Origin of the sequence: Streptomyces sp. adm13(2018) (genome assembly GCF_008042145.1) — a bacterium.
GTDB lineage: Bacteria > Actinomycetota > Actinomycetes > Streptomycetales > Streptomycetaceae > Streptomyces.
On record NZ_RDBH01000114.1, the window covers coordinates 144,622 to 170,163 of the forward strand.

The window sequence follows — 25,542 nt, forward strand, 5'->3', positions numbered from 1 at the left end:
CACCATCCCCGGTCAGGTCATCCCGGCCCCCACCGTCGAACCCCCGGCCACGGAGCCCGTCGTGGAGACACCCCCCGCACCGGTCCCGTCCGTCTCCCAGATGGCCGCCCAGACCACCCTCCCCGACGTACCGGCCGCCAAGGACAACGGCACCACCATCACCGCCCACGTCCTCCCCTCCGCCGCCGGATTCGTCCGCAAGAACGTCGGCGACACGTTCTCCGGCAACACCGAGATCTCCGACGCCCTCATCCAGAACGCGAAGAGCTTCGGCTCCAAGGGCGCCCCCGGCACCCGGCAGGCCATCGCCCAGTTCCGCCGGCAGCGCGACGAGGCCCTCGTCATCGACACGCTCGACGGCAACGACACCATGGCGATCCTTCGCCACGCCCGCGACGAGAAGCGCCTTCACGGCGGCTCGCTCGCCAAGGCCTGGCAGCACTCCATCGACACCGGCGCGTCCTCGCTGACCGCGGCCGCCGGCTGGTGTGCCCCGTCGCAGAACGACTACGACCTCTGCCGGAACTGGGCGGCCGGCGTTGGCACCCTCGACCTCCCCACGGTCACCGTGACGCGAGGCGGCATCAACTACACCGACGAGCCGATCTTCCCCGACATCTACGCGAACGCCGTCGCGTCCGGCGGAGGCTCCAACTTCCTCACGGAAGCGCAGGTCATCGCCGACACCGCGAAGACGTGCTCGGAGATCCCCTGCCCCACGTTCGAGAACCGGCGCCTCGACGTCATGGCGCTCTGCATCCGCGTCAGCTTCCTCCAGGCCGCGGGCTACCCCGAGGTCGTCAACGCCTGGCAGGACGGTCTCCTCGCCGCCCACGAGGCGGAGATGAACCGCATCATCATCGGGGACCTCATCACCCGCGCCGGCGCCGCGACGGTGTTCGCTTCCCCCGACCCGGACGGCGACAGCTTCACCTCCGCGGCCCTCGCGGCGGCCGAGCTGGCGGCTGAGGACATTCGCTACCGCTACCACATGGCGTGGGACGCGACCGTCGAGATCGCCCTCCCGCACTGGGTCCTCCCGCAGATCCGCGCGGACCTGTCCCGCCGCAACGGCGTCAACCTGCTCCAGGTCTCCGACTCCGAGATCGCGTCGATGTTCTCGGTTCGCGGCGTCCGGATCCAGTTCGTCCGCGGCTGGCAGGACGGCCTCATCACCGGCGGCGCACTGTCCGCGTCGTTCCCCGGTGGCGATGCGACCGCCCCGTACATGACGGCCCTCCCGACCACGTTCAGCTTCGTCGCCTGGCCGGCGGGGTCGGTGGCGGTGGCCCGGCAGGACGTCGTGACCCTCACGAACGTGTACGACGCGGCCAGCCTCGCGCAGAACGAGTTCACGTCGCTCTTCGCCGAGGAGGGCTTCGCGCCGATCTACCCGTGCCCCGGCCAGCGCCTGTACACGGTCACCGGCTGCATCGGCGGTCTCACCGGCGCCGCGGCGATCAACTGCACCGACGACACCCCGTAGCCCCTCCCCTGATCCGGCGCCCCCGCTCGTCGTCCCTGAGGCGGGGGCGCCACCCCAGGAGAAGGAAGGAGGGACCTCATGGCAGTACTCCAGCCCAACCGTGAACTGATCGCGCCGCCGCCGACTCAGCGCCTGCGCTACGGCCTGTTCAACGCGGCCACTGTCCTACCGATGACCGACCGCATGATCGGCAACGGGCTCCAGTTCTACGCCGACCACTGCGGCGACCACACCGAGCTGTACAACCAGGAGTGCGGAGTCGACTCCCCGGTCAAAACTCCGCACGAGGGCACCGAGCTGATCGGCACCGACCCGTTCTGGGTGGAGACACGTCTCCGCTGCGGCACGGTCGGCCGGACCGCCGACGAGATCAAGGCCGCCGCGCAGGCCCGTCTGGTGGCGTCCGAGCAGCGGCGCGTCGAGAACGTCCTGTGGAACGGCATCGCCGCGCAGCCGGACGTTCTGAACCTCGTCAACAACGTGGGCACGACCACGGTCGTCCCCACGGCCCCCGGCGCCGGTGCGGCCATCTCGGCTCTGGAGAACGCGTTCTACCAGATGACCGGCTACGTCGGCACCATCCACGTCAACACCGTGGCCGAGGGCGCCCTGGAGTACGCAGGGTTCCTCAACCCGGATGCCGGAGTGCTCCGAACCCGGAAGGGCACTGCCGTGTCCCTGGGCGACGGCTACGGCATCAACGGCCCCGAGGACGAGGCTCCCGCAGCTGGGTTCGTGTGGGCGTTCATGACGTCGTACACCACAGTGTGGCGGTCGACGGACGCCCAGATCCCGCAGCCCGACCCGCGTCGCGTCATGGACCGCACCCTCAACCAGTGGGACGTGGTCGCCGAGCGCGTGTACGCCGCGGCGTGGGCGTGCCCCGAAGTGATGGCCGTGCAGGTGCCGATCGCGGCGCCGGCGACCGCAGCAACCCCGGCGGTGCCCGCATGAGCAAGGACTGGACGGTCGTCGTTCCGGCGGCAGGTCAGGTGAAGGAGACAGCGGTTGCTCTGCTGGCGCTGGCTGACAGCCCGGCGGACGTCCGCACGGACGGGAACGGAACCGAGTTCCTGGTGCCGCCTGCTCTGGCGGATCGCTACCACGAGAGCCTGCGCCCGAAGCCGCGGCGCCGCGCGAAGAAGGATGAGGAGGACGAGTAATGGCTGTTGAGTGCGCCTCTATGTCGCGCGGCAAGATGCTGCGCATCACGAAGTTGAACGAGTGTGGGGCGATCGTGGAGGGGGCTGGCTCGTCGCTGGTGGCGAAGGCTTTCGTCTCCGGGACGTTCACCCCGAACTACCAGGAGGTGCAGGAGATCTCCGTTCCGGACGCGAACGGCGACATCTGCATCGAGGACCGGTCGCCGGTACAGCTCCGCTGGATCGACGTCAGCCTCGTGATCTGCACCCTCGACCCGACGATGATCAACCTGATCACGGGTGACCCGCTCGTTCTCAACGACGCCACCCCGACGCCGGACACCGTCGGCTTCCGTATGGACGCCGACCTTACCGGCTCCGCCAACTTCGGCCTGGAACTCTGGTCCGGCGTAACCGGCCAGGCGTGCGACCCGGACGGGTTCACGAAGTACGGCTACTGGCTGTTCCCCTGGTTGCGGGATGCCCAGTGGGGTGAGTGGGTCGTCCAGAACGACGCGCTCACCATCACCCTCACCGCGCGCGCGGTGTATGGCGGTGCATGGGGTGTCGGTCCTTACGACGTGCGGCGTGACGCGACGACCCCGGCAACGCTGGAGCCGCTGCTCACACCGATCGGCGCGACACAGCCGATGCACTTCGAGGTCACATCGGCGCCGCTCCCGACGCCGGCATGTGGCGCGGTCACGCTGACCGCTTAGCAGCCGGGGGTTCTGGCCGACGGCTCCCGGCCAGAACCCCCCTTCCTCTGAGGGACACCCCATGGCTGTACCTGTACCGGGCCCATGCGAGTGGCCCATCGACACCACCTGCTGCTCCGGCTGGGACGCGTACCCGGAGGAGGTGCGGGAGCGGGCGACTTCGCTGGCCACCGCGATCCTTGACGGGCTCACGGGACGCCAGTTCTCGCAGTGTGCGGTGAACTACCGGCCGTGCGGTCCGAAATGCCAGGGCGGCGCTGGGTACCTGTCGTGGCCTGTCGGGACTCCCGGGGTCTCTGCGGGCGGCGGGCCGTGGATGCTGCCGTACGTCGATGCCGGCGTGTGGCGGAACTGCACCTGCTCGGGTGGCTGCTCCTGCGCGGCCCGCTGCGAAGTGCCGTTCCCGACATCCGTCGCTTCGGTCACTTCGGTCACTGTCGACGGCCTGGAGCTGGACCCGACGGCCTACCGGCTGGACTCGTGGCGCGGGCGGCCAATGCTCGTCCGTGTCGATGGCGACTGCTGGCCGACATGCCAGGACATGACCGTCGGCCCGGACGAGGAGGGCAGCTTCGTCATCACCTACCAGCCGGGCCGGCCGCTTCCCGTGGCCGGGCAGATCGCTGCGGGCGAGTACGCGTGCGAGATCGCCAAGGCCTGCGTAGGCGCCGAATGTGTGCTGCCGCAGCAGATGGCATCCCTGTCCCGCAACGGCGTCGACATCGAGGTGGTCGATCCCACCACGATTGCCGAAGAGGGCCTGACGGGTCTCCAGAACGTGGACCTGTGGATTCGGTCGGTGAACCCGGCGCGGCGTGCTCAGCGGTCCCGTGTGGCGTCGGTCGACACGTACCGGGGGCGGTTCTCGTGACGCAGGCCATGGAGCTGGCGCAGATCCTCCTCGGCTGCCTGGAGACCCAGTTGCAGGCGCCACACCCGTGGCCGGTCCCAGAAGATCGGGTGATGTTGCGGGCTGGTGAGCAGGTGATCCCCCTGGCGTCGACATCGACGGACGAATGCTGCACCGGGCTCGGCTACGTCCGGATCGCTGGCATCCAAGGCGTCCGGGACGTCACCGACCGCATGGCCGCTTCCGGCTGCTTCATGGCGGAGCGTCTCCTGACGCTTGAACTCGGCGTGTACCGGTGCATTCCTACCCCGGCCGCCGGCGCGATCGTGACTGCCGAGCAGTGGAGCGAGGCGGCTCTCAAGCTGGATGCCGACTGGCAGGCCATGGAGGCTGCTGTCTGCTGCGCGTTCGACGACCCCGACAGTCTGCGGATCGGTCCGGTGGCGGTCGGCCTGTACGAGCCCATTGGCCCCGATGCGAACTGCATCGGCGGCAAGACCACTGTGAACATCGTGATGGAGGCGTGCTGCTGATGCCGAGGAAGACGAGCGCGAGGAACGCCCGGCTGCGGGTGCGGACGAGCTTCGACGGGTTCCGCCGCGGCGAGGAGCACGAGGGCCCGCTGGAGGGCCCGGTGGTGGGCTGGGTGGAGCTGGGCCTGATGGAGGTGATCGAGGGTGGCGAGGATCCGGCTGGACCGGGCAGCGTTGAACAGGACGTTCAGGGCGACGAGCCGGAGTGAGGGCGAGATCGCTGCCCGGCAAGTCGTGGCGCGGGCGAAGGTTCTGGCGCCGGTCGACACCGGGCGGTTGCGGTCGTCGATTCGGGTGGAGCGCCGGTCGACGTTCGGGCTGAGGCAGCGGTGGACGGTCGGTTCGGACGTCGAGTACGCGCCGATGGTGAATGACGGAACACGGCCGCACATCATCCGGCCGCGGCGGGCGAAGGCACTCAAGTTCAAGGTGGGGGGCCGCACGGTGTACGCCAAGGTGGTGCACCATCCGGGGACTCGGGCGCGCCCGTTCCTCGACAGGGCCCTCGCGGATGTAGCGCGGTCGCGTGGCTACAGCATCACCCAGAGATAGGCTGAACCTATGGACGACGACAAGACGATCGACGAGCCCACTTACACCGTCACCATCGCCGGGACCGAGTACCAGTTCGCCCAGCCGGACCCGAAGCTCATCGAGCGCATGATCCTCATCAGCCACATGAACGCGGACACCCTGACCACACTGGAGGCCTGCACGAAGTGGTTCTCCGTCGCCGCCGGGCGGACGGTGTGGGCCGCAATCATGCGCCGGTTCCTGAACGACGAGATCAGCGTCCAAGACCTTCTGACGGCGATCAAGGATCTGACCGACTCCATGGCGATCAGCGAGGGGCTCACCGCGGATGCGTAGTGCGTCCCCTCTGTCGCGAGGGCCGGTGCCGGTGCAGATCGGCGGCCGGACCCTCATGCTTGCGTGGCGTCCCGCAGCAGAGTGGACCACCGTGCAGACAGAGATGGACGTGCTCCGCTTCCTCTCGGAGGAAGACAGAACCACCATCGGCCGGCTGGTCCTTGACGGCATTGTGAACTCTGACAACGTTGCCAAGACTGCGCACGACGTGCTGGAGGCGGCGACCGGACGGCGCTGGTGGGAAGCACAACGCCTGCTCTCCATGTCCGTGCAGCCCGAAGCCCTCGGCCACCTGACGCTGGCCGGCGTGGATCCGTGGCAGCGGTCGGCCTACGAGTGGTGCGCCGCCACGTACGCCCTCTACACGCGCTACACGGACGAGAAAGAGCGGCTCCGCTTCGACTTCCAGCTGTCCATCCCGCCCCGCGGCTACGAGGACGAATGGATGGACGACGGCGGCGACGACCCCGAGGACGTTCAGAAAGCCTTGACCGGATGGATGGGAGGCTGAGATGGCCGCAAACCAGGCTGAGGTCGACCTCATCGTCAACGCTGCCGGGGCTCTGCCGGATCTTGAGCAGCAGCTGTCCCAGATCGTCCGGACGGCTGAGGACGGGGCGCCTGAGGTCGACGTGCAGGCTTCGCTGGCCGTGCAGAACTCGCTCGCGGTCATGTCGACGCAGCTCGATCAGGTGCTGCGGAACATCGACGCCAATGACCCGAGCATCGACGTCGAAGCCGCACTCGATGCTCAGGCGTCCTTGCGGAACCTGCGCCAGGATCTCGACGAGCTGACGCGCGCAGCCGCGCGGGGGACCACGGACATCATCGAGCTGGAAGCGGCCCTCGACTTCCCGCGGTCCCTGGCCGAGGTCACCGAAGCGATCACCGACCTGGTGAACGACGTAGAAGCCGCTGCGCCGGAGATCGACCTTGAGGTGGACGTCGACACCGATCAGGTCCCCCGCGCTGAGCGTGTCCTGCGGGCCCTTGGCCGCACATCGATCACCACAGCCAAGGGGCTGGGCACGGTCACGAAGGGCGTGGCTGCCCTGAGCCTGGCGGTGGGTGGCGGCGCTCAGGCCTTGGCGGGTCTGGTGGCCGCCCTACAGCAGGTCGCCCCTGCCGCGGCGGTGGGCACTCAGGCGATCCTGGCCCAGAAGCTCGCGACCGGCACCCTGAAGCTGGCGATGGTCGGTGTCCAGGACGCCATCCAGGACGCGTTCGACCCGGACATCAGCGTCGAGGACTTCCACAAGTCGCTCAAGACGCTGGCGCCCGAAGCCGCGCTCTTCGTCGATGAGATCCACACGATCCGCCGGGAACTCAAGGCGTTGCAGCAAGGGGTACAGAACCGGGTCTTCAAGGACTTCGACGAGCTGTTTCGGGCCCTCAGTCGAGACGTCGGCCCCGACGTCAGCCGGGCGTTGAACCAGACGGCCGGCACCTTCAACCGGATGGCCAAGGAAGTCGGCATTGCGGCCCTCGCGTTGGACAAGCAGGGGGTGCTGGGTCAAGCGCTGGACGGCGCTACGACTGGGTTGCAGAACCTGGAGCAGGTTCCCGCACGGCTGGCGACGGCGTTCGGTCTCCTGGCCGCGGCATCGGCGCCGGCGTTCGACCGGATCACGGCGGCGGTGGACCGGGTGGCGGCGTCGATGGTTGAGCGGTTGCAGCAGTCGTTCGCGTCGGGCGAGCTTGAGGAGGCCATCAACAAGGCGGTCGACACGATCGGCCAGCTCCTCGGTGTGGTCGCGAACTTCGGGCAGGCCATCGGGAACATCTTCGGTGGCCTGACGCAGAACGGCCGGGGTCTCTTCCAGATCCTGGAGGACATCTCCGTAGCGTTCGAGAACCTGACTGCGTCCCAAGAATTCCAGACCATTCTGGGCGAGCTGGCCGCCACCGCTGACGCACTGGTGCAGAACATTCTGCCGTTGATCCAGGAGGCGTTCGTCCAGCTCGGTCCGGTGATCGAGGAGCTGGCACCGGTGGTCCGGGACTTTGTCGCCGCGATCGGGCCTGAGCTGATCCCGATCATCCAGGAGCTGGGGCCGATCCTGGTTGACCTGGCGCTTATCATGCGCGAGCAGCTACCGCTGGCGATCGACTTGGCCAACGCGGCTATCGACGCGATCGTCATCGCGTTGCAGGTGCTCGGTGTGGCGATGGACGTGGCACGTCAGGGGTCGGAGAAGTTTGCCGACTTCTACCACAGCGACTTCATCGAGTCGTTCCGGGCAGCATCGAATGCGGCCGTGACCCACCGAGACATCCTGAAGAGCGCGTTCATCGACTGGACCAGCAGTGCGTACAGCTCGATCCGCAGCTTCCAGAATGCGCTGGGCGACTTCAGTGCGTCTCTTAGGGACCGGCTGACGGCGGCGGTGATCGAGTCCCTTGGCAGCATGCTGCGGGCGCTGCGGAGTTTCATCGGCGAGTTCGTGCACACGCTCGCCACGTTGCCGTCCCGCGCGTACGACATCGGTGTCCAGATCATGGCGGGGCTGGCGGGTGGTCTGACGTCGGGTATCGGTCGGATCATCGGTATCGCAAGGAACATTGCCGATTCGGTGACCAGCACGATCAAGGGTGCGCTGGATATCCGGTCGCCGTCGAAGGTCACGGACAAGCTGGGCAGCGACACCGCAAAGGGATTCTCGAACGGGTTGGAGCGGGAGGGAAAAAAGGTCAAGAAGGTCGCCAAGCAGATCGCCAACGAGGTCAAGCTGGCCTTTGCGGATGGCACGACGCCTGTATCGGACTTCGCCCGCAGCGTGAAGGCCATCGACACGTCCAAGACGGTCAAGGGCATGGCCGCGGAATCGAGCTTCACCCAGCGCCTGACGCTGTCGGGCCAGGGAACCTCCGTGGTCAACGTCTTCCTCGACGGCAAGCTCTACAACCAGATCATCGACTCCCGCATCAAGATCAACGACAAGAAGCGTGACCGGATCGCAGCACAGGGGGTACGCGTCTAATGGCCACGTCCATCACAGTCCGTGCCGACATCAGCGTTGGCGCGTTCGACGGGCCCCTCACCGCCTACGTCGAGCGGAGCACATCAGCAACGGGACCGTGGAAGCGCATCGGCATCGTCCAGCTCACAGGCGGGCGCGGCTATTTCTACGACAACACCGCCCCTCTGGACACGCCCGTCTGGTACCGGTTCGTGTACCTGAACTTGGCCGGGGTGGAAACCGTGTCCGGTTTTATGGTCGGCCCGGTCACGCTCGACAGCGACGGAACGATCATCCTATCCGACCCCAACCGGCCGTGGGCTGACATCGAGTTCTCCCTGTGCGCATCCGCGGAAGCGCTGATGACGCAAGCCTGCAACCCCGGCGGCGCCGAGTTCGTCTGGTCACGGTTCGACGGCCGCACCCAGCGCGCATCCGTGGGCCTCTTCGACCGGCTCGACTCCCAGACTCCTGCCGACGTGTACGGCCGACGGAAGTCGTGGGATTCCGGAGCCCGCCTGCTGACGAAGACCCTGGCCGCGCGTGACCGGGTCGATGATCTTTTCACCGCTGGTGGGCCGCTGTATCTGCGCGCTCCGGCGGTGTACGGCATCAGGGACGTGACGATCCAGCCGCAGGATCTGGCGGATGACTACCTCACGGAGGCCATCGACCAGCGGTGGCCGCACCGAATCTGGAGCTTCGGCTACACGGTCGTCGATGACGTGCTGGCTGTGCAGCAGGGAACCGACTGCGCCAACTGGTGCGCGATTGAGACGTTCCCGACCTTCGCCGATCTCACAGCGACCGGCCAGACCTTCGGCGCTATCGCCGCTGGAGAGACGGTGTGTCCCGGCACTTCCGGGGACGGGTACGGGCTTGGGCCCTACGGAGACGGCCCCTACGGCGACGGAGGATGACATGCCACTGACCCCCATTCCGATCGGCACCACCCCTTGGGGTGCCCTGCTCAACGGGCAGATCCAGGATCTCGACGGTCGCACGATTGCTCTCGAAGCTGCCAACGCGACGCGGCCGGCGGACAGCTCGCTGAAGGCTTGGACGTTCGATCCGGCGACCAACCTCGTGGCGCAGGTACTGACCACAGGCCTGCTGGAGATGGTCAAGCTGCCCATCCGCACGGCGACGACGATCACGAACATCGTGGCCGCGATCTCCACAGCCGGGTCGGGTCTGACTGCTTCGCAGAACTGGGCTGGGCTCTACTCTTCGGCGGGCACCCTGCTGTCGCAGACGGCCGACCAGACCACGGCCTGGGCGTCCACAGGCGTAAAGGTGATGCCGCTGGCTGCCCCGCAGGTGGTGGCGGCCGGCACCTACTACGTGGCGTTCGTCAGCAACGGCACCACCCCGCCGCAGATGCCTCGCGGATCGTCTCTGGGCATCGGCGCCGACCTCCTCAACCTGGGGCTGACCGCTGCTACGGCCCGGTACGCAACGGCCGGCACGGTGACTGCGCTGCCGGCGTCGGTGACGATGGCGTCTCGGACGACTGCCGGCCGCGCGTGGTGGGTGGCGGTCAGCTGATGCTCCCGTCGTCTGACCTGTACCGGCAGATCCTCGGCACCCCGCACAAGCGGGCGTTCCGGATTGACGTCACCGATATCGACGGTGTCGTCCGCGCCTCCGACCTGACGCCTTTGGACGGGGAGGTGGAGGCATCGCTCGTGCAGCGCGTCACCCGAAGTGCCACGTTCTCCCTGGAGGACGTCTGGTACCCGGGCACCTCCGACGATGCCCTATGCCCCGAGTTCGCGGTCGTGAGCATCAGCGCTGGTGTGGAGTACGGCAATGGCCTCGTCGAGCTGTTCCCGATCTTTCGGGGGAGGGTCGATACCGCAGACCGTCAGCCTGATGGGTCTGTCGCGTTCAGCTGCTACGACCTGGCGCAGGACGTCGTGGGCTACCCGTTCGAGCAGCCGCGAACCACGTCCGCTGCCACGACGCTGGCGGAGATCGAGGCGCTCATCCGGGAGGCGCTGCCGCAGGCCCAGTTCGGCACGAACACTGTTCCGGACGCCCCGACGCCGCAGTTGACGTGGGACGAGGACCGCGGCGCGGCACTCGACGACCTGGGCCAGTCGCTGGGAGGCCGCTGGTACGCGCTCGGCGACGGCACGTTCGTCGTGCGGGACTTCTCCTACGCGCCCGGCGTGATCGTCGCGCACTACACCGACGGACCGCAGGGCACGGTGTCGGAGGCCACGGCCAGCCGGTCCCGCGCCGGCGCGTTCAACAGCGTGGTCGTGGTGTCAGAGCGCACGGACGGTACCGACCCGGTGCGTGTGCCCGCCCGCGTGAGCGATCCGACCAACCCGCTGCTCTTCGGCGGGAAGTACGGGCGCGTGGGACAGATCATCAAGGTGAACACGCCGGTCGGGGCGCCCACAGCGCAGCTCCTGGCGCAGACCCAGCTCTCTGCCTCGTCGGCGCTGCGCGAGCAGTGGAGCGCCGAGATCGTCCCCGACATGACCCTGGAGCCCGGCGATACCGCCCGCTTCTCCTACCGCGGCCGGAGCGCCGTACAGATTGTGGACCAGGTGCGGTATCCGCTGAACGAGGAGGACACGATGACGGTGGTCGGCCGTGCGGGGGTGGAGCCGCAGTGAAGACGACTGAGACGTACGGGTTCCCGTACCCGGAGTGCGACCCGCCGAAGGTCAAGGACTCGTCGCAGATCTCGCAGCTGCGGGCGCTCGCGGTAGCAGTGGACGAGGAGGTGGAGCGGGTCGTCAACGTGGCCGAGCGGGACCTGATCCACCCGGCAGCCGCACGGTTCGCCATCGCCACCCTCCCTGTCGTCGCTTCGGGAACGCTCGAAAGCCCCGTGTTCGACACCACGGTGTACTCCATCAACTGGGGGCCGTCACCTGCCCTGGTGCCCGTTACGGGCGGGGTTCGGATCTCGACGCCCGGCTGGTACCTGATCGGCTGCCACGCCCTGGTCACGTCCGCCACAGCCGCTGTCCTCCCGATGGTCCGCATCACCCTGAACGGGTCGCCGGCGTCTTCGTGGTCGGCGGTGGCAGGGAACTACGGGGTCGGCAACGGCCGTTTGGCGTCGCTGTCCGCCGTGCCGCTGTCGCTGGTAGAGGGCGACATCATCCGCATGGAGATCCAGCATGTGGCCGCGGGTACGCCTGTGTGGGACTACCGGCCGCATCTGTGGGCCGTGAGGCTGGTGGACGCATGACGAACACAGCAAACGCAGTGGCCGCTGGGGCGCCGGGACCGTTCACGCAGGCCCGCGTGGGCACGGTGGTGTCCTTCACCACCAACCAGGCTCTCGTATCGGTCGGCGGATCGACGTTCCCCGCGGCCTACCTCCGCGGCACCACCCTCGTTCAAGGCGACCTGGTGTACTGCCTCCAGCAGAGCGGCTCCTGGACTGTGGTGGGCGCTCTGGCGGGCGTCGGCGCGAACCTCCTGGCGGCCGGCAACCCGTCGTTCGAGGCAAGCGGGCCCGGTAGCTTCCCTTCGCTGTGGTTCCAGGCGAACCTGTCGGGCACCTCGTCGGTCTCTGTCGTCACCGACACGAGCGCGCCGGCTGGTACGCAGGTGGCGTCGGTGTCGGGTTCGGCGGTGGGCACCCAGTCGTACCTGTACTCGCAGCCGATTCAGGTCACGTCGGGGCAGCAGTTCACGGTGTCGGCGTATGCGGGCGGCGACTATCAGCCCGGCGACACCTTGGGCGCCGACGCGGCGCTGGCCGCCTTGTGGTTCGCGAACGACACCGACCTGTATCCCACAACGTCGGCGGTGGACGTCGTCATTGCGACGTCGACCGACCTGGTGCAGTCGCCGCCTTACGCCACGCTCGGCGGGACGGTGACGGCACCGGTGACGGGATTCATGCGGATCGCTCTGCGGTCCACGACCGAGGCGTCCCAGCGTGTGCAGTGGGACTCCGTGATTGTCCGGAGAGTCTGATGATCTACACCACCGACAATCGGGGCTACCCGTACCCGGACTACAACGAGCTGGGTGATTTCCCGGACGCGATCGAGAACTTTGCGACCGCTGTGGACACGGACCTTACGAACAGCCTTGACGCGCCGATAGATGCAGCGATCGAAGCCAAGTCGTGCCGGGCTTCCCGTGAGCTGACGACGCAGACCATCGCGACGGGCGTCAACGTGACCTTGGCGTACGACACCGAGAGCTACGACAACGACAACATGATCAACCTGGCGGGCAGCACCACAAACATCGTGGTGCAGTCCCCCGGGGTCTACCTGCTCTCCTGCTCGGTCAACCTCGCCGCAACCGGTGTGGCCGGCGGGGCGGCCGCCATCGTCGCGGCATCGACGGGCGGCGTCATTCCCAACCCGATCGGGACGTCGAAGAACCTCGACAACGACAAGGCGACATCGCTGAGCTGCATGACTCTGCACCGGGTGGCGACGGTCCCGGAGACGCTGACGGCCTTCGTCCGGCACAACCACGCTGGCAGCCTGACGGCGTCCGGCGCCCAGTTCACGGCAACGAGGATCTCCTGATGCCCGCACTCACCCCGAACCAGGCTCTCCCGTACTCGATCCCTGCGGACCCGGCGGACGTGCCCACGGCGATGCAGAGCCTGGCCGAGCGGATCGATATCGTCCTCGACGACCTGGAGCAGCAGGCCCTGCCGCGGCACATGGCCCAGTTCCTGGGGACGGTGAACAACACGTTGGCGGGCACTTCCGCGAGCGGCACGATGACGTGGCAGCTGACCGACTTCAACACCAGCCGCGACGGGGTCAGTGCGGTCGTTCCGTTCACGGATCCCGCGACGACGGCGCTCACGGTGAACCGCGGCGGGTTCTGGTTCATCTACGGCACGGTGCAGGCGAACACGGTGCCCACGTCCGCGAACATCGACGAGCTGGGGGTGGAGATCCTCCGCAACGGTCTGGCAACCCCGACGTTGTGCCGGCATGGATCGCACGACACCACCATCGCTGGGGTGTCGACGTTCCTCATTGACGCGTCGACCGGGTTGTTCTTGACCGCGGGCGACACGGTGGGCCTGCGGGCTCTGGTGCGCCGGTCTTCCGGTGCTTCGTCGGCGACGTTCGGTCGCCGTTCCATCACTCTCCTGAGGATGACGACGATATGAGAACCTACCTGCTTGACTTGGCCTACTCCGTCGGTGGAGCGTTCGCGCTCACTCTGGCGGGCCTGGCTGCGGCTGCTGAGCCGTTTGACCTGCTTGCGTTCGACTGGGGCACGAGCCTCACTGTGTCCGGGTCGGCTGCCACGCTGGCTCTGCTGCATGGTGTGGCGGCCCGGTTCCAGGGCGACAAGGACCGGGCGCGGTTCACCGGACCGAAGCAGTAACGAAGCTGCCCATGCCGGGCGTGGTGACGAGGAGCCCGTCATCACGCAGGGCGGCAATGGCTTTGCGGACGGTGCCGCGGGCTACGCCGAACTCGCTCTCAAGCTGGACTTCGGATACGAGCGCGCGGGGCGGCAGCGTGCCGTCGGCGATGCGCTCGCGCAGCACGGTGGCGATCTGCTCCCACTTCGGGCGGGTGGGGTCGAAGTCCAGCATTCGAGTGAGGGTAGGTAGCAGGACACACCCTGACATAGAGGCTCATACCCATAGCTAGGCATGGCTAAGGGTGTACAGGTATGTACAGGCTGAGTACGGTGGCCCACACAAGACAAGACCCCCGCGACCGGTGGAACGGTCCGGGGGTGCGGACGACACCCCTGGGAGGTCTCGTCGTGGCCCAAGCTACCCCGCCACCCCCGGCTCGTACAGGCACCCGCGTATCCGGTGCGTGCAAGCTCGACTACGGGCACCGCTTCTGCGACCCGGGGACGGTCATGGTGGGCGACATTCAGGTGCTCCCGCGCCGCTGCTTCTGCCCCTGCCACAATGAGGAGGGCCAGTGAAGCGCTGTTCGTATTGCAGTCACGTCATCGTGGGCGACGCGAAGGAGCTGCCGTCGGAGTCGGCGAGCGGCGCCAGGCCGACCGCGTACTGGCACCCGAAGGCCATCGACTGCGTGGTCGCGCAGAAGCTTGCGACGGACCGTTCCCCGTTGCAGCAGCGTCTGCGCAGTCTGTGATCTCCTGCCCGCGGTCGTCACGCCGATCGTCCGCGGGCAGGATTCGGGCTCCCGGCCGGGCATCATCCGGCCGGGAGCCCTCCCACTAGTTCCGTGAGGGGCACGCCGATGACGTGGGCGATGAGGATGAGCGTGTCGAGCGTAGCTGCGGCGTGACCCTGCTCGATCCGGTTGTAGGCGGCCCGATCCATCGGGACGGCATGTGCCACAGCTTCCTGGGTGAGGTTCGCGCGTAATCGAGCGGCTCTGATCTGGTCGCCGATCTGACGCCGGCGGGCGAGGACCCACTCGGGCGGTGGGGTGGAGCGTGGCACCTGTCCACGCTCACTGGATCAAGATCAAATCTCTGTAGAGGTGACTCTACATTGTTTGATCTTGGAAACGGCGGGTATCAGCCACCGACTTCGCCCCACGTCCGCGCGGCAGTCAGGCCTGTCGGCGCGGACCAGGCAGCGAGCGGCGTACGTGCGTCCGCCCCGCTGCCAACTGCCCTGGTTTCGGCCAGAGCAGAGCTACCCCGTCCCTTCGCGGGACGGGGCAGCGCCATGTCGCCTACCGTGTACGAGAAGACCCCCGCCGACATTCACGGCGGGGGTCTCTGCCTGTGGCGCCAGCCTCCCCGCTGGACAGCCACAGAGTGGCGAGCGGCATGCGTCTGACGCGTGTGGGGAGCACGTCGGCCCGCTCGGTAGACAGCACTCTACGGCGGAAGGCTGCTGAGCACAGCAGGTTTCGTGGTTTCTGCACACGGTGTTCGGTGGGGATGTGGACTCCATGTGGACTCCGGGCGGCAGAAGGGCCCCCTGGCAACATCACCCAGAGGGCCCTCTACCTATCTGACCTGCTACTTACCGTTGAGCCCCCTGTCGGGTTCGAACCGACGACCCCCGCTTTACAAGAGCGGTGCTCTGGCCAGCTGAGCTAAGGAGGCAGCGAGTGAAGTGTAACCAACCTCGTCCCGGCCCAGGTCGGAAATCTCACCCCGGTCGGACTGCTGACAGATCCCCCGGCGGCAGGTAGCGTCACGTGCAGTTCATCCAGGTGGACTAGACCTCAATCCTTCCTTTACTCGGATCGTCCGGCACGTTCCTGCCGGTGAAGGGACACATCACCATGGCTTCCGTCACTTTCGACAAGGCGACCCGGGTGTACCCCGGTGCCACCAAGGCCTCCGTCGACCAGCTCGACATCGAGATCGCCGACGGCGAGTTCCTCGTCCTCGTCGGGCCCTCCGGCTGTGGCAAGTCGACCTCCCTGCGCATGCTCGCGGGTCTCGAGGACGTCAACGCCGGCTCCATCCGCATCGGTGACCGCGACGTCACGCACCTGCCGCCGAAGGACCGGGACATCGCGATGGTGTTCCAGAACTACGCGCTGTACCCGCACATGAGCGTCGCCGACAACATGGGCTTCGCGCTCAAGATCGCCGGTGTCAACAAGTCCGAGATCCGCGCCAAGGTCGAAGAGGCCGCGAAGATCCTGGACCTCACCGAGTACCTCGACCGCAAGCCGAAGGCGCTCTCCGGCGGTCAGCGCCAGCGTGTCGCCATGGGTCGCGCCATCGTGCGTGAGCCGCAGGTCTTCCTCATGGACGAGCCGCTGTCGAACCTCGACGCCAAGCTCCGCGTCTCGACCCGTACGCAGATCGCCGGCCTCCAGCGCCGCCTCGGGATCACCACGGTCTACGTCACCCACGACCAGACCGAGGCCCTCACCATGGGCGACCGCGTCGCCGTCCTCAAGGACGGTCTGCTCCAGCAGGTCGACTCGCCGCGCAACATGTACGACAAGCCGGCCAACCTCTTCGTCGCCGGCTTCATCGGCTCCCCCGCCATGAACCTCGTCGAGGTCCCGATCACCGACGGCGGCGTGAAGTTCGGCAACAGCATCGTCCCGGTCTCCCGCGACGCCATCGCCGCCGCCTCCGCCAACGGCGACACCACCGTCACCGTCGGCGTCCGCCCCGAGCACTTCGACGTCTCGGGCCCGACGAGCAAGGACGGCCTCGCCGTCACCGTGAACGTCGTCGAGGAGCTCGGCTCCGACGGCTTCGTCTACGGCTCCACCCGCGTCGGCGGCGAGGACAAGGACCTGGTCGTCCGCGTCGGCGGCCGTGACGTCCCCGCCAAGGGCACCACGCTGCACGTCGTCCCGCGCGCCGCCGAGCTCCACGTCTTCTCGACGTCGACCGGCGCCCGCCTCAGCGACTGACCTCCGGCGGGAGAACCGCTCCGGCACGGCCGAACGACCCCGCATCCCCCGTGGATGCGGGGTCGTTCGCCATGGTGGAGGACGCCAAGGGGTTTATCCGACAGAACCCCGGCATTCCCGGCCCCGCAGCACCCTCCGCGTCAACACGGAATTCGAAAAGCCACTTCGAACCATCCCCCGCGAGAGTGACTAAATGTCGCCATATCACTACCGGCCGCTACGCTCGCCTGCGTGACGCCTACTGCCCGCCGAATCGGCCGCTCTCTCGCCCTCGTCCTGCCCGTCGTCCTGGTCCTCTCGGGAACGCTCGCGGTGTCCGCCGTTCCGTGGGCCGGCGAGGACGCCGGGACCCAGCTGACGGCCTCCTCCTCCGAGGTCTCCGTCCCGGCCAAGTCCCGTGCCCCGCAGGACGTTCTGCGCGACCAGCTCCTCGCCGAGCTCCAGGAGAAGGACCCCGGGGTCGCCCTCACGCACCTCCAGCGCGAGGTGGAGAACCGGCCCTCCCTCGCCAAGCACTGCATGTCCATCGCCCGTTCCCTCGGCCGCGCCGCCGTCGAGCAGTACGGCCCCTCCCGCGCCCAGGGCTTCTCGCGGCCCGTGTGCGACACCTCGTACGCGACCGGCGTGATGCGCGCGAGCTGAGCGACGACGCCGAAGCGACGACGCTGAGCCACGACGCGCGTCCGGCCGTCGGCTGTCCGACCGCCGGACGTACGGGGCGCCTATCGTTCCCCGTATGCACACCTCTCCGACACAGGCCGTGGTCCTGGCGGGCGGCCAGGGCTCACGGCTCCGCCCGTACACCGACGACCGCCCCAAGCCGATGGTCGAGATCCCGGGCACCGGGACCCCGATCATCGGCCATCAGCTTTCCTGGCTCGCCGCCGAGGGCGTGACCGACGCCGTCGTCTCCTGCGGCCACCTCGCCGAGGTGCTCCAGGAGTGGCTGGAGAGCGCCGACCTCCCGCTCAAGGTGACCACGGTCGTCGAGACCGAGCCGCTGGGCCGCGGCGGCGGCCTCAAGTACGCCGCCGCGCACCTGCCCGCGCCGGACCGGCCCTGGTACGCCACCAACGGCGACATCTGGACCCGTTTCTCGCTGCGCGAGATGGCCGCCTTCCACGACGAGCGCGACGCCCTCGCCACCCTCGCCCTGGCCCGCCCCCGCATCCCCTGGGGCGCCGTCGAGACCGACACCTTCGGCCACATCACCGACTTCGTCGAGGCGCCGCCGTCGCCGTACCTCATCAACGCCGGCGTGTACGTCTTCTCCGCGGCCTTCACGGACCTCCTCCCGGACCTGGGCGACCACGAGCGCACCACGTTCCCCCGGCTCGCCCGCGAGAAGCGGCTGGCCGGCTTCCCGCTGCCCCAGGGCGCCTACTGGCGGGCCATCGACACCGCCAAGGACCTCACCGAGGCCGCCAAGGAGCTCGCCGCGCAGCGCGGATGACCTTCCACCCCGGCAGCGGACGCGTCGGCACACGGAGAAGGGCGGCGCCGCCCGAAAGCGGTGCCGCCCTTCGCCGTGCTGCGAGCGTCCTACGGGGTCTCAGCCCAGCCGTCCGCAGATCGGGGTCTCAACCCAGCAGTCCGCCGATCGGGTTCTTCGCCCCGCCGCCGCCCGAGGTCGAGCCGCTCTCCGACGGCGTGCCCGTCGAGCCGCCGCCGGAGCCGCCGCCCGAGGTCGAGCCGCCCGAAGAGCTGCCGCCCGTGGTGCTCGGGGTGTCGCTGGTGGACGGCGGCGGCTCCGGGTCGGACCGGGTGGGCGTGCGGCTTCCGCCGCCCCCGCCGGTGCCCGTGCCCGCGCCCTGCGTGGCCGTCGGACGCTGCTCCTGGGTCCGGGTGGCCTCGCGGGTCTTCTCGGTGGGCCGGGTCGCCTCCCGCGTCGCCTCGCGCTCGGCCGGGGCGGCGCTGGTCGCGGCCGGCGTCGGCGCGGTGGAGGCCTTCTCGGAGGGGGCGCGGCGCGTCGGCTCGGTGGGGAGCGGCCGGCCCGGGAGGTGGTTGATCGGGTCGTCGTTGGGGCCGGGAACGGTGACCATCTCGGTGGAGCGGACGGCGCCGCCGAGGACGGAGCCGATGAGGAGGGTGAGGCCGACGACGACCGCGGCGACCAGGCTGCTGCGGCGCATGACGCGGCGGCGCAGGTCCCACAGGTCGGCGCGCGGGCCGAGGGTGCGCCAGGCCTCGCCGGCGAGGCGGCCGTCGATCGAGTAGACGGGGGCGCCGGCGATGATCAGCGGCGACCAGGCGGCCAGGAAGATGATGTCGGCGGAGTCGTAGACGGGGACGGTCCGCCAGCTGACCGTGAGGAGCAGCGCGGCGGAGAGCAGTGCGCCGACGACGGCGGCGACGCGCTGCCAGAGGCCGAGGACGGTGAGGACACCGACGACGACCTGGAGGAAGGCGACGGTGAGTCCGGCGCCGACCGGGTGCTGGAGGGCGAAGTCGCGGAGGGGTTCGGCGAGGGGCCAGGGGTGCAGGGAGTTGAGCCACTTCACCATGGAGCCGCGCTCGCCGCCGTCGAAGTAGACGGGGTCGCAGAGCTTGCCCATGCCCGCGTAGATGGAGATGAAGCCGAGGAAGACGCGGAGCGGGAGGAGGACGACGCCGAGGTTCATCCGGCGGCCGGGGTAGTAGGCGTGCCGGACGTTGTCCTGCCCGTGGCGCTGCGCGGACCGGCCCTCCGGCTTCTCCTCGTGCGCGCCCGACTCGTACGCGCCCGCGCCGGGTCCGTCGGTCTCGGGGCGGAGCTCGTACAGGTCGTCGTAGGCGCCCTCGGCGCGGCGCATCGGCGGCAGCAGGGGGCCGGAGTCGGCGGGCAGCACGGGGGTGGGCATGGTGTCGTCGATGCGCGGGATGGCCTGGGTGGCGCCGCCGTCCAGGCCGGCGAGGCCCGGGCGGCCGCCCACCGGCTCCAGCGTGGAGACGGAGGATTCCCGTACGGCTTGGAGGAGGCCGGTCGCGCCCGGGGAGGACTTTCCGGTCCACACGACGGGACGACGGCGCGGTCCGCCCGCTCCTGCCCCGGCCCCGGACAGGGCTGCGGTGCGGGCGCCGGCGCCGATCTTCGGCGGGGCGGGCGCGAGCCGCACACGGAAGCTGGCGTGGTTCACGATCACCTGGGCGGGATCGGAATCCACCTTGACCATGCTCAACGCGGGCTGATCGTCGAACCCCGGCCGGGGCGTTCTGGTGTCCACACTCATCTAACCGAGTGATCTGGGTTTAGGACACTGCCTTGACGGCTCGCAAATGTCCGAGACCCGTCAAGATCACGCCACGGCCGGGGCCGGGAACCGACTACCGGCCCGGTGTCAGCGGGCCATCCGGCGGCGGGCCGCCTCGTAGAGCACGACACCGGCCGCGACACCGGCGTTCAGCGACTCGGCGCCGCCCGGCATGGGGATGCGGACGAGGAAGTCGCAGGTCTCGCCGACGAGGCGGGACAGGCCCTTGCCCTCGGAGCCGACGACGATGACGACCGGGCCGCCGAGCTCCTCCAGCTCGTGCACCTCGCGGTCGCCGTCGGCGGCGAGGCCGACGACCGTGACGCCGGCCTTCTGGTACTGCTCCAGGCAGCGCGTCAGATTGGTGGCGCGGGCGACCGGGGTACGGGCGGCGGTGCCGGCCGAGGTCTTCCACGCACCGGCGGTCATGCCGGCGGCGCGGCGCTCGGGGACGACGACGCCGTGGCCGCCGAAGGCGGAGACGGAGCGGACGACGGCTCCGAGGTTGCGCGGGTCGGTGACGCCGTCGAGGGCGACGATCAGCGGGTCGTCGTGGTCGTCGAACGCGGCCGTGACGAGGTCCTCGGGGTGCGCGTACTCGTACGGCGGGACCTGGAGGACGAGGCCCTGGTGGTTCAGGCCGTTCGTCATCCGGTCGAGCTCGGGGCGCGGCGCCTCCATGATGTTGATGTTGCCGCGGCCGGTGGCGAGGTTCAGGGCCTCGCGCACGCGCTCGTCGTTGTCGATGAACTGCTGCACGTACAGCGTCGAGGCGGGCACGCCGTCGCGGAGGGCCTCGAAGACCGGGTTGCGGCCGACGACCATCTCGGACTGACCCTTGCCGCCGCGGCGGACGACGGGCTTGCGCTTGGCCACGTTGCGGGCCATCGCGTTGGAGACGCGGAACGCCTTGTGGCCCTTGCGGTTCTCGGCCTTGGGGGTCGGGCCCTTGCCTTCGAGGCCCTTGCGCCGCTGGCCACCGCTGCCGACCGTCGCACCCTTCTTGTTCGACGTGCGACGGTTCCTGCGCTGGCTGTTCCCGGCCATGACTACCTGTTTCCTCTGCTGACGTACAAAGTCTGTAACTGAAGTGTGCCGCCCGGGGGCCCGAGCGGCACGTCTTCTAACGGTTGCCCAGCGTCCAGCGGGGGCCGTCGGGGCTGTCCTCGATGGCGAGACCGGACTGTCCCAGCTGGTCACGGATCGCGTCCGCGGTCGCCCAGTCCTTGCGCTCGCGCGCCGACTCCCGCTGCTGGAGCACGAGCCGTACGAGGGTGTCGACGGCGCCGTGGAGCTCGCCGCCGCCACCGCCCTCCTCGGCCCAGTGCGGGTCGAGCGGGTCCAGGCCGAGGACGCCGAGCATGGCCCGGACCTCGGCGAGGCGGGCGATGGCCTCGTCCTTGTCGTCCGCGGCGAGGGCGCTGTTGCCCTGCCGGACGGTGGTGTGGATGATCGCGAGCGCGTGCGGCACGCCCAGGTCGTCGTCCATGGCCTCGGCGAAGGCCGGCGGGACCTCGGCGGCGGGGGCGACGTCCTTGCCGGCCTTCTCGGTGGCGCGCTGGACGAAGCCCTCGATGCGGCCGAACGCCGACTCGGCCTCGCGCAGGGACTCCTCGCTGTACTCGATCATCGACCGGTAGTGCGGGGTGCCCAGGTAGTAGCGGAGGACGATGGGGCGCCAGTTCTTCACCATCTCGGACACCAGCACGCTGTTGCCGAGCGACTTCGACATCTTCTCGCCGCTCATGGTGACCCAGGCGTTGTGCACCCAGTACTGGGCGAAGGAGTCACCGAAGGCCTTGGCCTGGGCGATCTCGTTCTCGTGGTGCGGGAAGATCAGGTCGAGGCCGCCGCCGTGGATGTCGAAGGCGGAGCCGAGGTACTTGTGGGCCATCGCCGAGCACTCCAGGTGCCAGCCGGGGCGGCCGCGGCCCCACGGGGTCTCCCAGTCGGGCTCGCCCGGCTTGGTCGCCTTCCACATGGCGAAGTCCCGGGGGTCGCGCTTTCCGGCGACGCCCTCGTCGGGCTGGCGGAGGTCGTCGATGTCCTGGTTCGACAGCTCCAGGTAGCCCGGGAAGGAGCGCACGTCGAAGTAGACGCTGCCGTCGGCCTCGTACGCGTGACCGCGCTCGATGAGGCCGCGCATCATCTCGATCATCTCGGGGACGTGCCCGGTGGCACGCGGCTCGTAGCTCGGCGGCAGGCAACCCAGCGCCTCGTAGCCGGAGTTGAACGCGCGCTCGTTCTCGAAGCCGATGGACCACCAGGGGCGGTCCTGCTCGGCACCCTTCCTGATGATCTTGTCGTCGATGTCGGTGACGTTGCGGATGAACGTGACGTCGTAGCCGCGGTACGCGAACCAGCGGCGCATGATGTCGAAGTTCAGCCCCGAACGGATGTGGCCGATGTGCGGGGCCGCCTGGACGGTGGCACCACAGAGGTAGATCGAGACCTGGCCCGGCGTGAGCGGGGTGAAGTCACGGATCTGCCGGGCGCTGGTGTCGTACAGGCGAATAGTCACCACTCCAGGGTAGTGGGCGTGTGGTAGTGCCCCGATACCCGTTCCCCGTCTCCGATGACGTTTTTCACCGGTACCGGTGGATGCCGGTACCGGTGGATGCCGGTACCGGTGGATGCCGGTACCGGTGGATGCCGGTACCGGTGGATGCCGGTACCGGTGAACGGGACGGCGGGCGTCCCGGAACGCCGTCAGGCCCGCGCCACCGGGTACACGAGGGCGGTCGCCAGCGCCGCGAGGCCCTCCGCACGACCCGTCAGACCGAGGCCGTCGGTGGTGGTGCCGGAGACGGAGACCGGCGCTCCGGCCGCCTCGCTCAGCGCCTTCTGCGCCTCGTCGCGCCGCTTGCCGACCTTGGGGCGGACGCCGATGACCTGGACGGCGATGTTGCCGATCTCGAATCCCTCGGCGCGGACGATCCGGGCGGCCTCGGCGAGCAGGGTGACGCCGGAGGCGCCGGCGTACTCGGGGCGGGAGGTGCCGAAGTGGGCGCCGAGGTCGCCGATGCCGGCGGCGGAGAAGAGCGCGTCGCAGGCGGCGTGGGCGGCGACGTCGCCGTCGGAGTGCCCGGCGAGGCCGTACCCGTCGCTCGCGGCCTCGTCCCAGAGGAGGCCCGCGCACCAGAGTTCGCGGCCCTTCTCGAAGGCGTGGACGTCGGTGCCGATGCCGGTACGGGGAAACATCGGCAGTACAGAGGGTGCGGTCGGCTCAGAAGCCATCGTTGGCCCTCCTGCGGGCGAGTACGGCCTCGGCGAGGACGAGGTCGAGGGGGCGGGTCACCTTGAAGGCCTCCTCGTGGCCGGGCACGACGACGACGGGCGCGCCGAGCCGCTCGACCATACCGGCGTCGTCGGTGGCCCCCTCGCCGGTGAGGGCGACGGTGGCGTGGGCGTTCACCAGGGTGTCGTGGTCGAAGCCCTGGGGGGTCTGGACGGCGCGGAGCCGGGCTCGTACCGGGGTGGCGACGACCTGCTCGGGGTCACCCGCCCTCTCGGCCGGCTCGACCTCCTTGACGGTGTCGGCGACGGGGAGCGCGGGGACGACGGCGACGGCCCCGTCCCGGACGGCCTCGATGACCGCGTCCACGGTGTCGACGGGGACGAGCGGGCGGGCGGCGTCGTGGACGAGGACGGTGGTGATGCCCTCGGGGAGCGCGTCGAGCCCGAGGCGCACGGACTCCTGGCGGGTGTCGCCGCCGGGGACGACGAGGTAGTCGGTGCGCTCGGGGAGGGCGTGGGCGTCGAGGAGGTTCTTGACCTCGGCGGCTCCGGCGCCGTCGGGGGGAGCGACCACGACGACGAGCGAGACCGCGCGGGAGGCGGCCATCGCGCGGACGGCGTGGATGAGCATGGGGGTGCCGTTCAGCGGGCGCAGCGCCTTGGGGGCGCCCGGACCGAGGCGTACGCCCCGTCCGGCCGCCGGGATCACCACGGCGGTACGAGAAGGACGCGCTTCGTCTGACATCGGTTGCACTCCGGCAGGTTTGTTTCCGCGGCCGACATGGGTATGGCCTCACCGTGCCGGACGCTCCGCCTTGACCGGGCCCTTTCCGTGACGACGGTCGAGGCGTGGGCGCACGCGCACAGGGGTTCGGACGTAACAGGGGGAACGAGAGCATACGTACATGAACACGCGTGCGCGAGCGTGCGTACAGGTCATGCTTGTACCCGTACGTACATCGCTCCGGTCGCGAGATCGCTTCCGAGGCTGCTCGTGGGGCCCGTGGGGTGGTCGTGACATGCCGAAGCGCCCGGCGGCGGCACTGTGTGGATCACAGTTCACCGACGGGCACCGCGGCATCGCTTCACTTGGTTGCGCGCTCGGATGCCGTCAGAACGCGCTCAGGACGCGAGGACCTCGTCGAGGAGAGCCTCGGCCTTGTCCTCGTTCGTGTTCTCCGCGAGGGCCAGCTCGCTGACCAGGATCTGCCGGGCCTTGGCGAGCATGCGCTTCTCACCGGCGGAGAGACCGCGCTCGCGCTCACGCCGCCACAGGTCGCGGACTACTTCGGCGACCTTGATGACATCGCCGGAGGCGAGCTTCTCGAGATTTGCCTTGTAGCGACGGGACCAGTTCGTCGGCTCTTCGGCGTACGGCGCGCGCAGCACCTCGAAGACCCGGTCCAGCCCGTCCTGACCGACTACGTCGCGAACACCGACGAACTCCGCATTGTCCGCCGGCACACGAACCGTCAGGTCGCCCTGCGCGACCTTGAGCACCAAGTAGGTCTTGTCCACGCCTTTGATCTGGCGAGTTTCGATGGCCTCGATCAGCGCGGCCCCGTGATGGGGATAGACCACGGTGTCGCCAACCTTGAACGTCATGTGACAGGTACCCCTTCCGTGGCTATCCAGGGTAACACGGATTCGGCTTCTTCTGAATGGCGTTTTCGCAGGTCAGGGCATATCTCGGGGCTTGACAACGGTGACACGGACGTGCTGCGACGGGCTTCCGGAAGGCGGTATTCGCAGGTCGGAGCCGCTGTGCGGACGGAGAGAAACGCGCACGTTACACCTACCCGAACCCTCACAAGAGAGACCCGATGTCCCGTTTTGTCCGGTTGGGAGTGCCCTTCCCAACGTACTCCGTTCGAGGATCGTCCACCCGTACGGATGCATCACGGGGTGATTCCCGTAATTGATCAGTGGACGCCGGTCAGGAATTTTCGTAGGCGTGGCTCCGTGAATGCGGCGTGGCCCCCGAATTGATCAAGGCGGTTATGTGAACAACAGGTCAATGGGTCGTGATCCGGCCACGGCGGCCGACGCGCGAAAGCGGCGGGGGCCGTCCGGCGACCTCGTCCGCGGCGACCCCGTGGCCGGTAAGGGGCGGGTCGGGTGCGGGACGGAGAGTGCGGCTCGGTAACCTGAGCGCGCTGACACACCCTTGGCCCGTCTGCTGACACACCTTCAGCCGGTCCTCGGTCCTGTCGTCGGTCTGTGG

Annotated in this window: 31 protein-coding genes and 1 tRNA gene; 23 read left to right on the forward strand and 9 right to left on the reverse strand. The window is 68.9% G+C overall.

Annotation, left to right across the window (positions count from 1 at the left end):
- The 19 genes from EAO70_RS12820 to EAO70_RS12910 form a co-directional block, all read left to right on the forward strand.
- The coding region (locus EAO70_RS12820; RefSeq protein ID WP_222723464.1) for a major capsid protein at window positions 1-1,486 on the forward strand (1,486 nt) is incomplete at its 5' end.
- A gap of 78 nt (window positions 1,487-1,564) precedes the next feature.
- Window positions 1,565-2,440 (forward strand): hypothetical protein, encoded by an 876-nt coding sequence (locus tag EAO70_RS12825; RefSeq protein WP_148003134.1) that lies wholly within the window; start codon window positions 1,565-1,567, stop codon window positions 2,438-2,440.
- Window positions 2,437-2,649 carry a hypothetical protein gene (locus EAO70_RS12830; RefSeq protein WP_148003135.1) on the forward strand — a complete coding sequence of 71 codons (213 nt, stop codon included), beginning with the start codon at window positions 2,437-2,439 and terminating at the stop codon, window positions 2,647-2,649. Before EAO70_RS12825 ends, EAO70_RS12830 begins: the two co-directional genes overlap by 4 nt.
- 20 nt (window positions 2,650-2,669) lie before the next feature.
- Window positions 2,670-3,347, forward strand: coding sequence for a hypothetical protein (locus EAO70_RS12835; protein WP_148003136.1), 678 nt, complete (start codon window positions 2,670-2,672; stop codon window positions 3,345-3,347).
- A 316-nt stretch (window positions 3,348-3,663) separates the two neighbouring features.
- Window positions 3,664-4,218 (forward strand): hypothetical protein, encoded by a 555-nt coding sequence (locus EAO70_RS12840; RefSeq protein WP_148003137.1) that lies wholly within the window; start codon window positions 3,664-3,666, stop codon window positions 4,216-4,218.
- On the forward strand, window positions 4,215-4,730 hold the full coding sequence (locus EAO70_RS12845) for a hypothetical protein (protein WP_148003138.1): 516 nt from the start codon (window positions 4,215-4,217) through the stop codon (window positions 4,728-4,730). Before EAO70_RS12840 ends, EAO70_RS12845 begins: the two co-directional genes overlap by 4 nt.
- Entirely contained in the window at window positions 4,730-4,939 is a 210-nt protein-coding gene (locus EAO70_RS12850; RefSeq protein WP_148003139.1) for a hypothetical protein, read from the forward strand. The genes EAO70_RS12845 and EAO70_RS12850 overlap by 1 nt, the downstream gene beginning before the upstream one ends.
- Window positions 4,875-5,282, forward strand: a complete 408-nt coding sequence (locus tag EAO70_RS40315) for an HK97 gp10 family phage protein (RefSeq protein ID WP_410091266.1) — start codon at window positions 4,875-4,877, stop codon at window positions 5,280-5,282. The genes EAO70_RS12850 and EAO70_RS40315 overlap by 65 nt, the downstream gene beginning before the upstream one ends.
- Window positions 5,283-5,291: 9 nt before the next feature.
- Complete coding sequence (locus EAO70_RS12860) at window positions 5,292-5,600, forward strand: hypothetical protein (RefSeq protein WP_148003140.1); 309 nt, start codon at window positions 5,292-5,294, stop codon at window positions 5,598-5,600.
- Window positions 5,601-5,625: 25 nt separating this feature from the next.
- Window positions 5,626-6,111, forward strand: coding sequence for a hypothetical protein (locus tag EAO70_RS12865; RefSeq protein WP_148003141.1), 486 nt, complete (start codon window positions 5,626-5,628; stop codon window positions 6,109-6,111).
- A 1-nt stretch (window position 6,112) separates the two neighbouring features.
- Window positions 6,113-8,581, forward strand: coding sequence for a hypothetical protein (locus EAO70_RS12870; RefSeq protein WP_148003142.1), 2,469 nt, complete (start codon window positions 6,113-6,115; stop codon window positions 8,579-8,581).
- A complete protein-coding gene (locus EAO70_RS12875; RefSeq protein ID WP_148003143.1) occupies window positions 8,581-9,480 on the forward strand; it encodes a hypothetical protein in 900 nt (299 codons plus the stop codon). Before EAO70_RS12870 ends, EAO70_RS12875 begins: the two co-directional genes overlap by 1 nt.
- A 1-nt stretch (window position 9,481) precedes the next feature.
- A complete protein-coding gene (locus tag EAO70_RS12880; protein ID WP_148003144.1) occupies window positions 9,482-10,108 on the forward strand; it encodes a hypothetical protein in 627 nt (208 codons plus the stop codon).
- A complete protein-coding gene (locus EAO70_RS12885) occupies window positions 10,108-11,190 on the forward strand; it encodes a DUF5047 domain-containing protein (protein WP_148003145.1) in 1,083 nt (360 codons plus the stop codon). The genes EAO70_RS12880 and EAO70_RS12885 overlap by 1 nt, the downstream gene beginning before the upstream one ends.
- Window positions 11,187-11,774, forward strand: a complete 588-nt coding sequence (locus EAO70_RS12890; RefSeq protein ID WP_148003146.1) for a hypothetical protein — start codon at window positions 11,187-11,189, stop codon at window positions 11,772-11,774. The genes EAO70_RS12885 and EAO70_RS12890 overlap by 4 nt, the downstream gene beginning before the upstream one ends.
- Entirely contained in the window at window positions 11,771-12,511 is a 741-nt protein-coding gene (locus EAO70_RS12895) for a hypothetical protein (protein ID WP_148003147.1), read from the forward strand. The genes EAO70_RS12890 and EAO70_RS12895 overlap by 4 nt, the downstream gene beginning before the upstream one ends.
- The gene (locus EAO70_RS12900; protein ID WP_148003148.1) at window positions 12,511-13,080 is read left to right on the forward strand and encodes a hypothetical protein; all 570 of its coding nucleotides are present in this window, start codon (window positions 12,511-12,513) and stop codon (window positions 13,078-13,080) included. Before EAO70_RS12895 ends, EAO70_RS12900 begins: the two co-directional genes overlap by 1 nt.
- Window positions 13,080-13,682, forward strand: a complete 603-nt coding sequence (locus EAO70_RS12905) for a hypothetical protein (protein ID WP_148003149.1) — start codon at window positions 13,080-13,082, stop codon at window positions 13,680-13,682. Before EAO70_RS12900 ends, EAO70_RS12905 begins: the two co-directional genes overlap by 1 nt.
- Window positions 13,679-13,903 (forward strand): hypothetical protein, encoded by a 225-nt coding sequence (locus EAO70_RS12910; RefSeq protein WP_148003150.1) that lies wholly within the window; start codon window positions 13,679-13,681, stop codon window positions 13,901-13,903. The genes EAO70_RS12905 and EAO70_RS12910 overlap by 4 nt, the downstream gene beginning before the upstream one ends.
- Here the strand turns inward: EAO70_RS12910 and EAO70_RS12915 are convergent.
- A complete protein-coding gene (locus EAO70_RS12915; RefSeq protein WP_148003151.1) occupies window positions 13,884-14,117 on the reverse strand; it encodes a GntR family transcriptional regulator in 234 nt (77 codons plus the stop codon). The two genes, EAO70_RS12910 and EAO70_RS12915, sit on opposite strands and share 20 nt — an antisense overlap.
- A 343-nt stretch (window positions 14,118-14,460) precedes the next feature.
- Between EAO70_RS12915 and EAO70_RS12920 the strand changes: the two genes are divergently transcribed.
- Window positions 14,461-14,640 carry a hypothetical protein gene (locus tag EAO70_RS12920; RefSeq protein WP_148003152.1) on the forward strand — a complete coding sequence of 60 codons (180 nt, stop codon included), beginning with the start codon at window positions 14,461-14,463 and terminating at the stop codon, window positions 14,638-14,640.
- A gap of 62 nt (window positions 14,641-14,702) precedes the next feature.
- Here the strand turns inward: EAO70_RS12920 and EAO70_RS12925 are convergent, their stop codons facing one another.
- The gene (locus EAO70_RS12925) at window positions 14,703-14,954 is read right to left on the reverse strand and encodes a helix-turn-helix domain-containing protein (protein WP_148003153.1); all 252 of its coding nucleotides are present in this window, start codon (window positions 14,952-14,954) and stop codon (window positions 14,703-14,705) included.
- Window positions 14,955-15,497: 543 nt separating this feature from the next.
- Window positions 15,498-15,571: transfer RNA gene (locus tag EAO70_RS12930), tRNA-Thr, on the reverse strand.
- Between the two features lie 182 nt (window positions 15,572-15,753).
- Between EAO70_RS12930 and EAO70_RS12935 the strand changes: the two genes are divergently transcribed.
- The 3 genes from EAO70_RS12935 (at window position 15,754) to EAO70_RS12945 (ending at window position 18,304) form a co-directional block, all read left to right on the forward strand.
- Window positions 15,754-16,851, forward strand: coding sequence for an ABC transporter ATP-binding protein (locus tag EAO70_RS12935; protein ID WP_148003154.1), 1,098 nt, complete (start codon window positions 15,754-15,756; stop codon window positions 16,849-16,851).
- 231 nt (window positions 16,852-17,082) lie between these two features.
- Window positions 17,083-17,493 carry a hypothetical protein gene (locus EAO70_RS12940; protein WP_148003155.1) on the forward strand — a complete coding sequence of 137 codons (411 nt, stop codon included), beginning with the start codon at window positions 17,083-17,085 and terminating at the stop codon, window positions 17,491-17,493.
- A 94-nt stretch (window positions 17,494-17,587) separates the two neighbouring features.
- Complete coding sequence (locus tag EAO70_RS12945; RefSeq protein WP_148003156.1) at window positions 17,588-18,304, forward strand: NDP-sugar synthase; 717 nt, start codon at window positions 17,588-17,590, stop codon at window positions 18,302-18,304.
- Window positions 18,305-18,431: 127 nt separating this feature from the next.
- Here the strand turns inward: EAO70_RS12945 and EAO70_RS12950 are convergent, their stop codons facing one another.
- The 6 genes from EAO70_RS12950 to EAO70_RS12975 form a co-directional block, all read right to left on the reverse strand.
- Entirely contained in the window at window positions 18,432-20,060 is a 1,629-nt protein-coding gene (locus tag EAO70_RS12950; RefSeq protein WP_148003157.1) for a DoxX family membrane protein, read from the reverse strand.
- A gap of 108 nt (window positions 20,061-20,168) precedes the next feature.
- Window positions 20,169-21,128: a 23S rRNA (guanosine(2251)-2'-O)-methyltransferase RlmB gene (gene rlmB / locus EAO70_RS12955; protein ID WP_148003158.1), complete on the reverse strand. Its 960-nt coding sequence runs from the start codon at window positions 21,126-21,128 to the stop codon at window positions 20,169-20,171.
- A gap of 76 nt (window positions 21,129-21,204) precedes the next feature.
- Entirely contained in the window at window positions 21,205-22,602 is a 1,398-nt protein-coding gene (cysS, locus tag EAO70_RS12960) for a cysteine--tRNA ligase (RefSeq protein ID WP_148003159.1), read from the reverse strand.
- Between the two features lie 188 nt (window positions 22,603-22,790).
- The gene (gene ispF / locus EAO70_RS12965) at window positions 22,791-23,318 is read right to left on the reverse strand and encodes a 2-C-methyl-D-erythritol 2,4-cyclodiphosphate synthase (protein ID WP_187283867.1); all 528 of its coding nucleotides are present in this window, start codon (window positions 23,316-23,318) and stop codon (window positions 22,791-22,793) included.
- Window positions 23,308-24,063, reverse strand: coding sequence for a 2-C-methyl-D-erythritol 4-phosphate cytidylyltransferase (gene ispD / locus EAO70_RS12970; protein WP_148003160.1), 756 nt, complete (start codon window positions 24,061-24,063; stop codon window positions 23,308-23,310). The genes ispF and ispD overlap by 11 nt, the downstream gene beginning before the upstream one ends.
- A gap of 377 nt (window positions 24,064-24,440) precedes the next feature.
- On the reverse strand, window positions 24,441-24,923 hold the full coding sequence (locus EAO70_RS12975) for a CarD family transcriptional regulator (RefSeq protein ID WP_003953493.1): 483 nt from the start codon (window positions 24,921-24,923) through the stop codon (window positions 24,441-24,443).
- Between the last annotated feature and the right edge of the window lie 619 nt (window positions 24,924-25,542).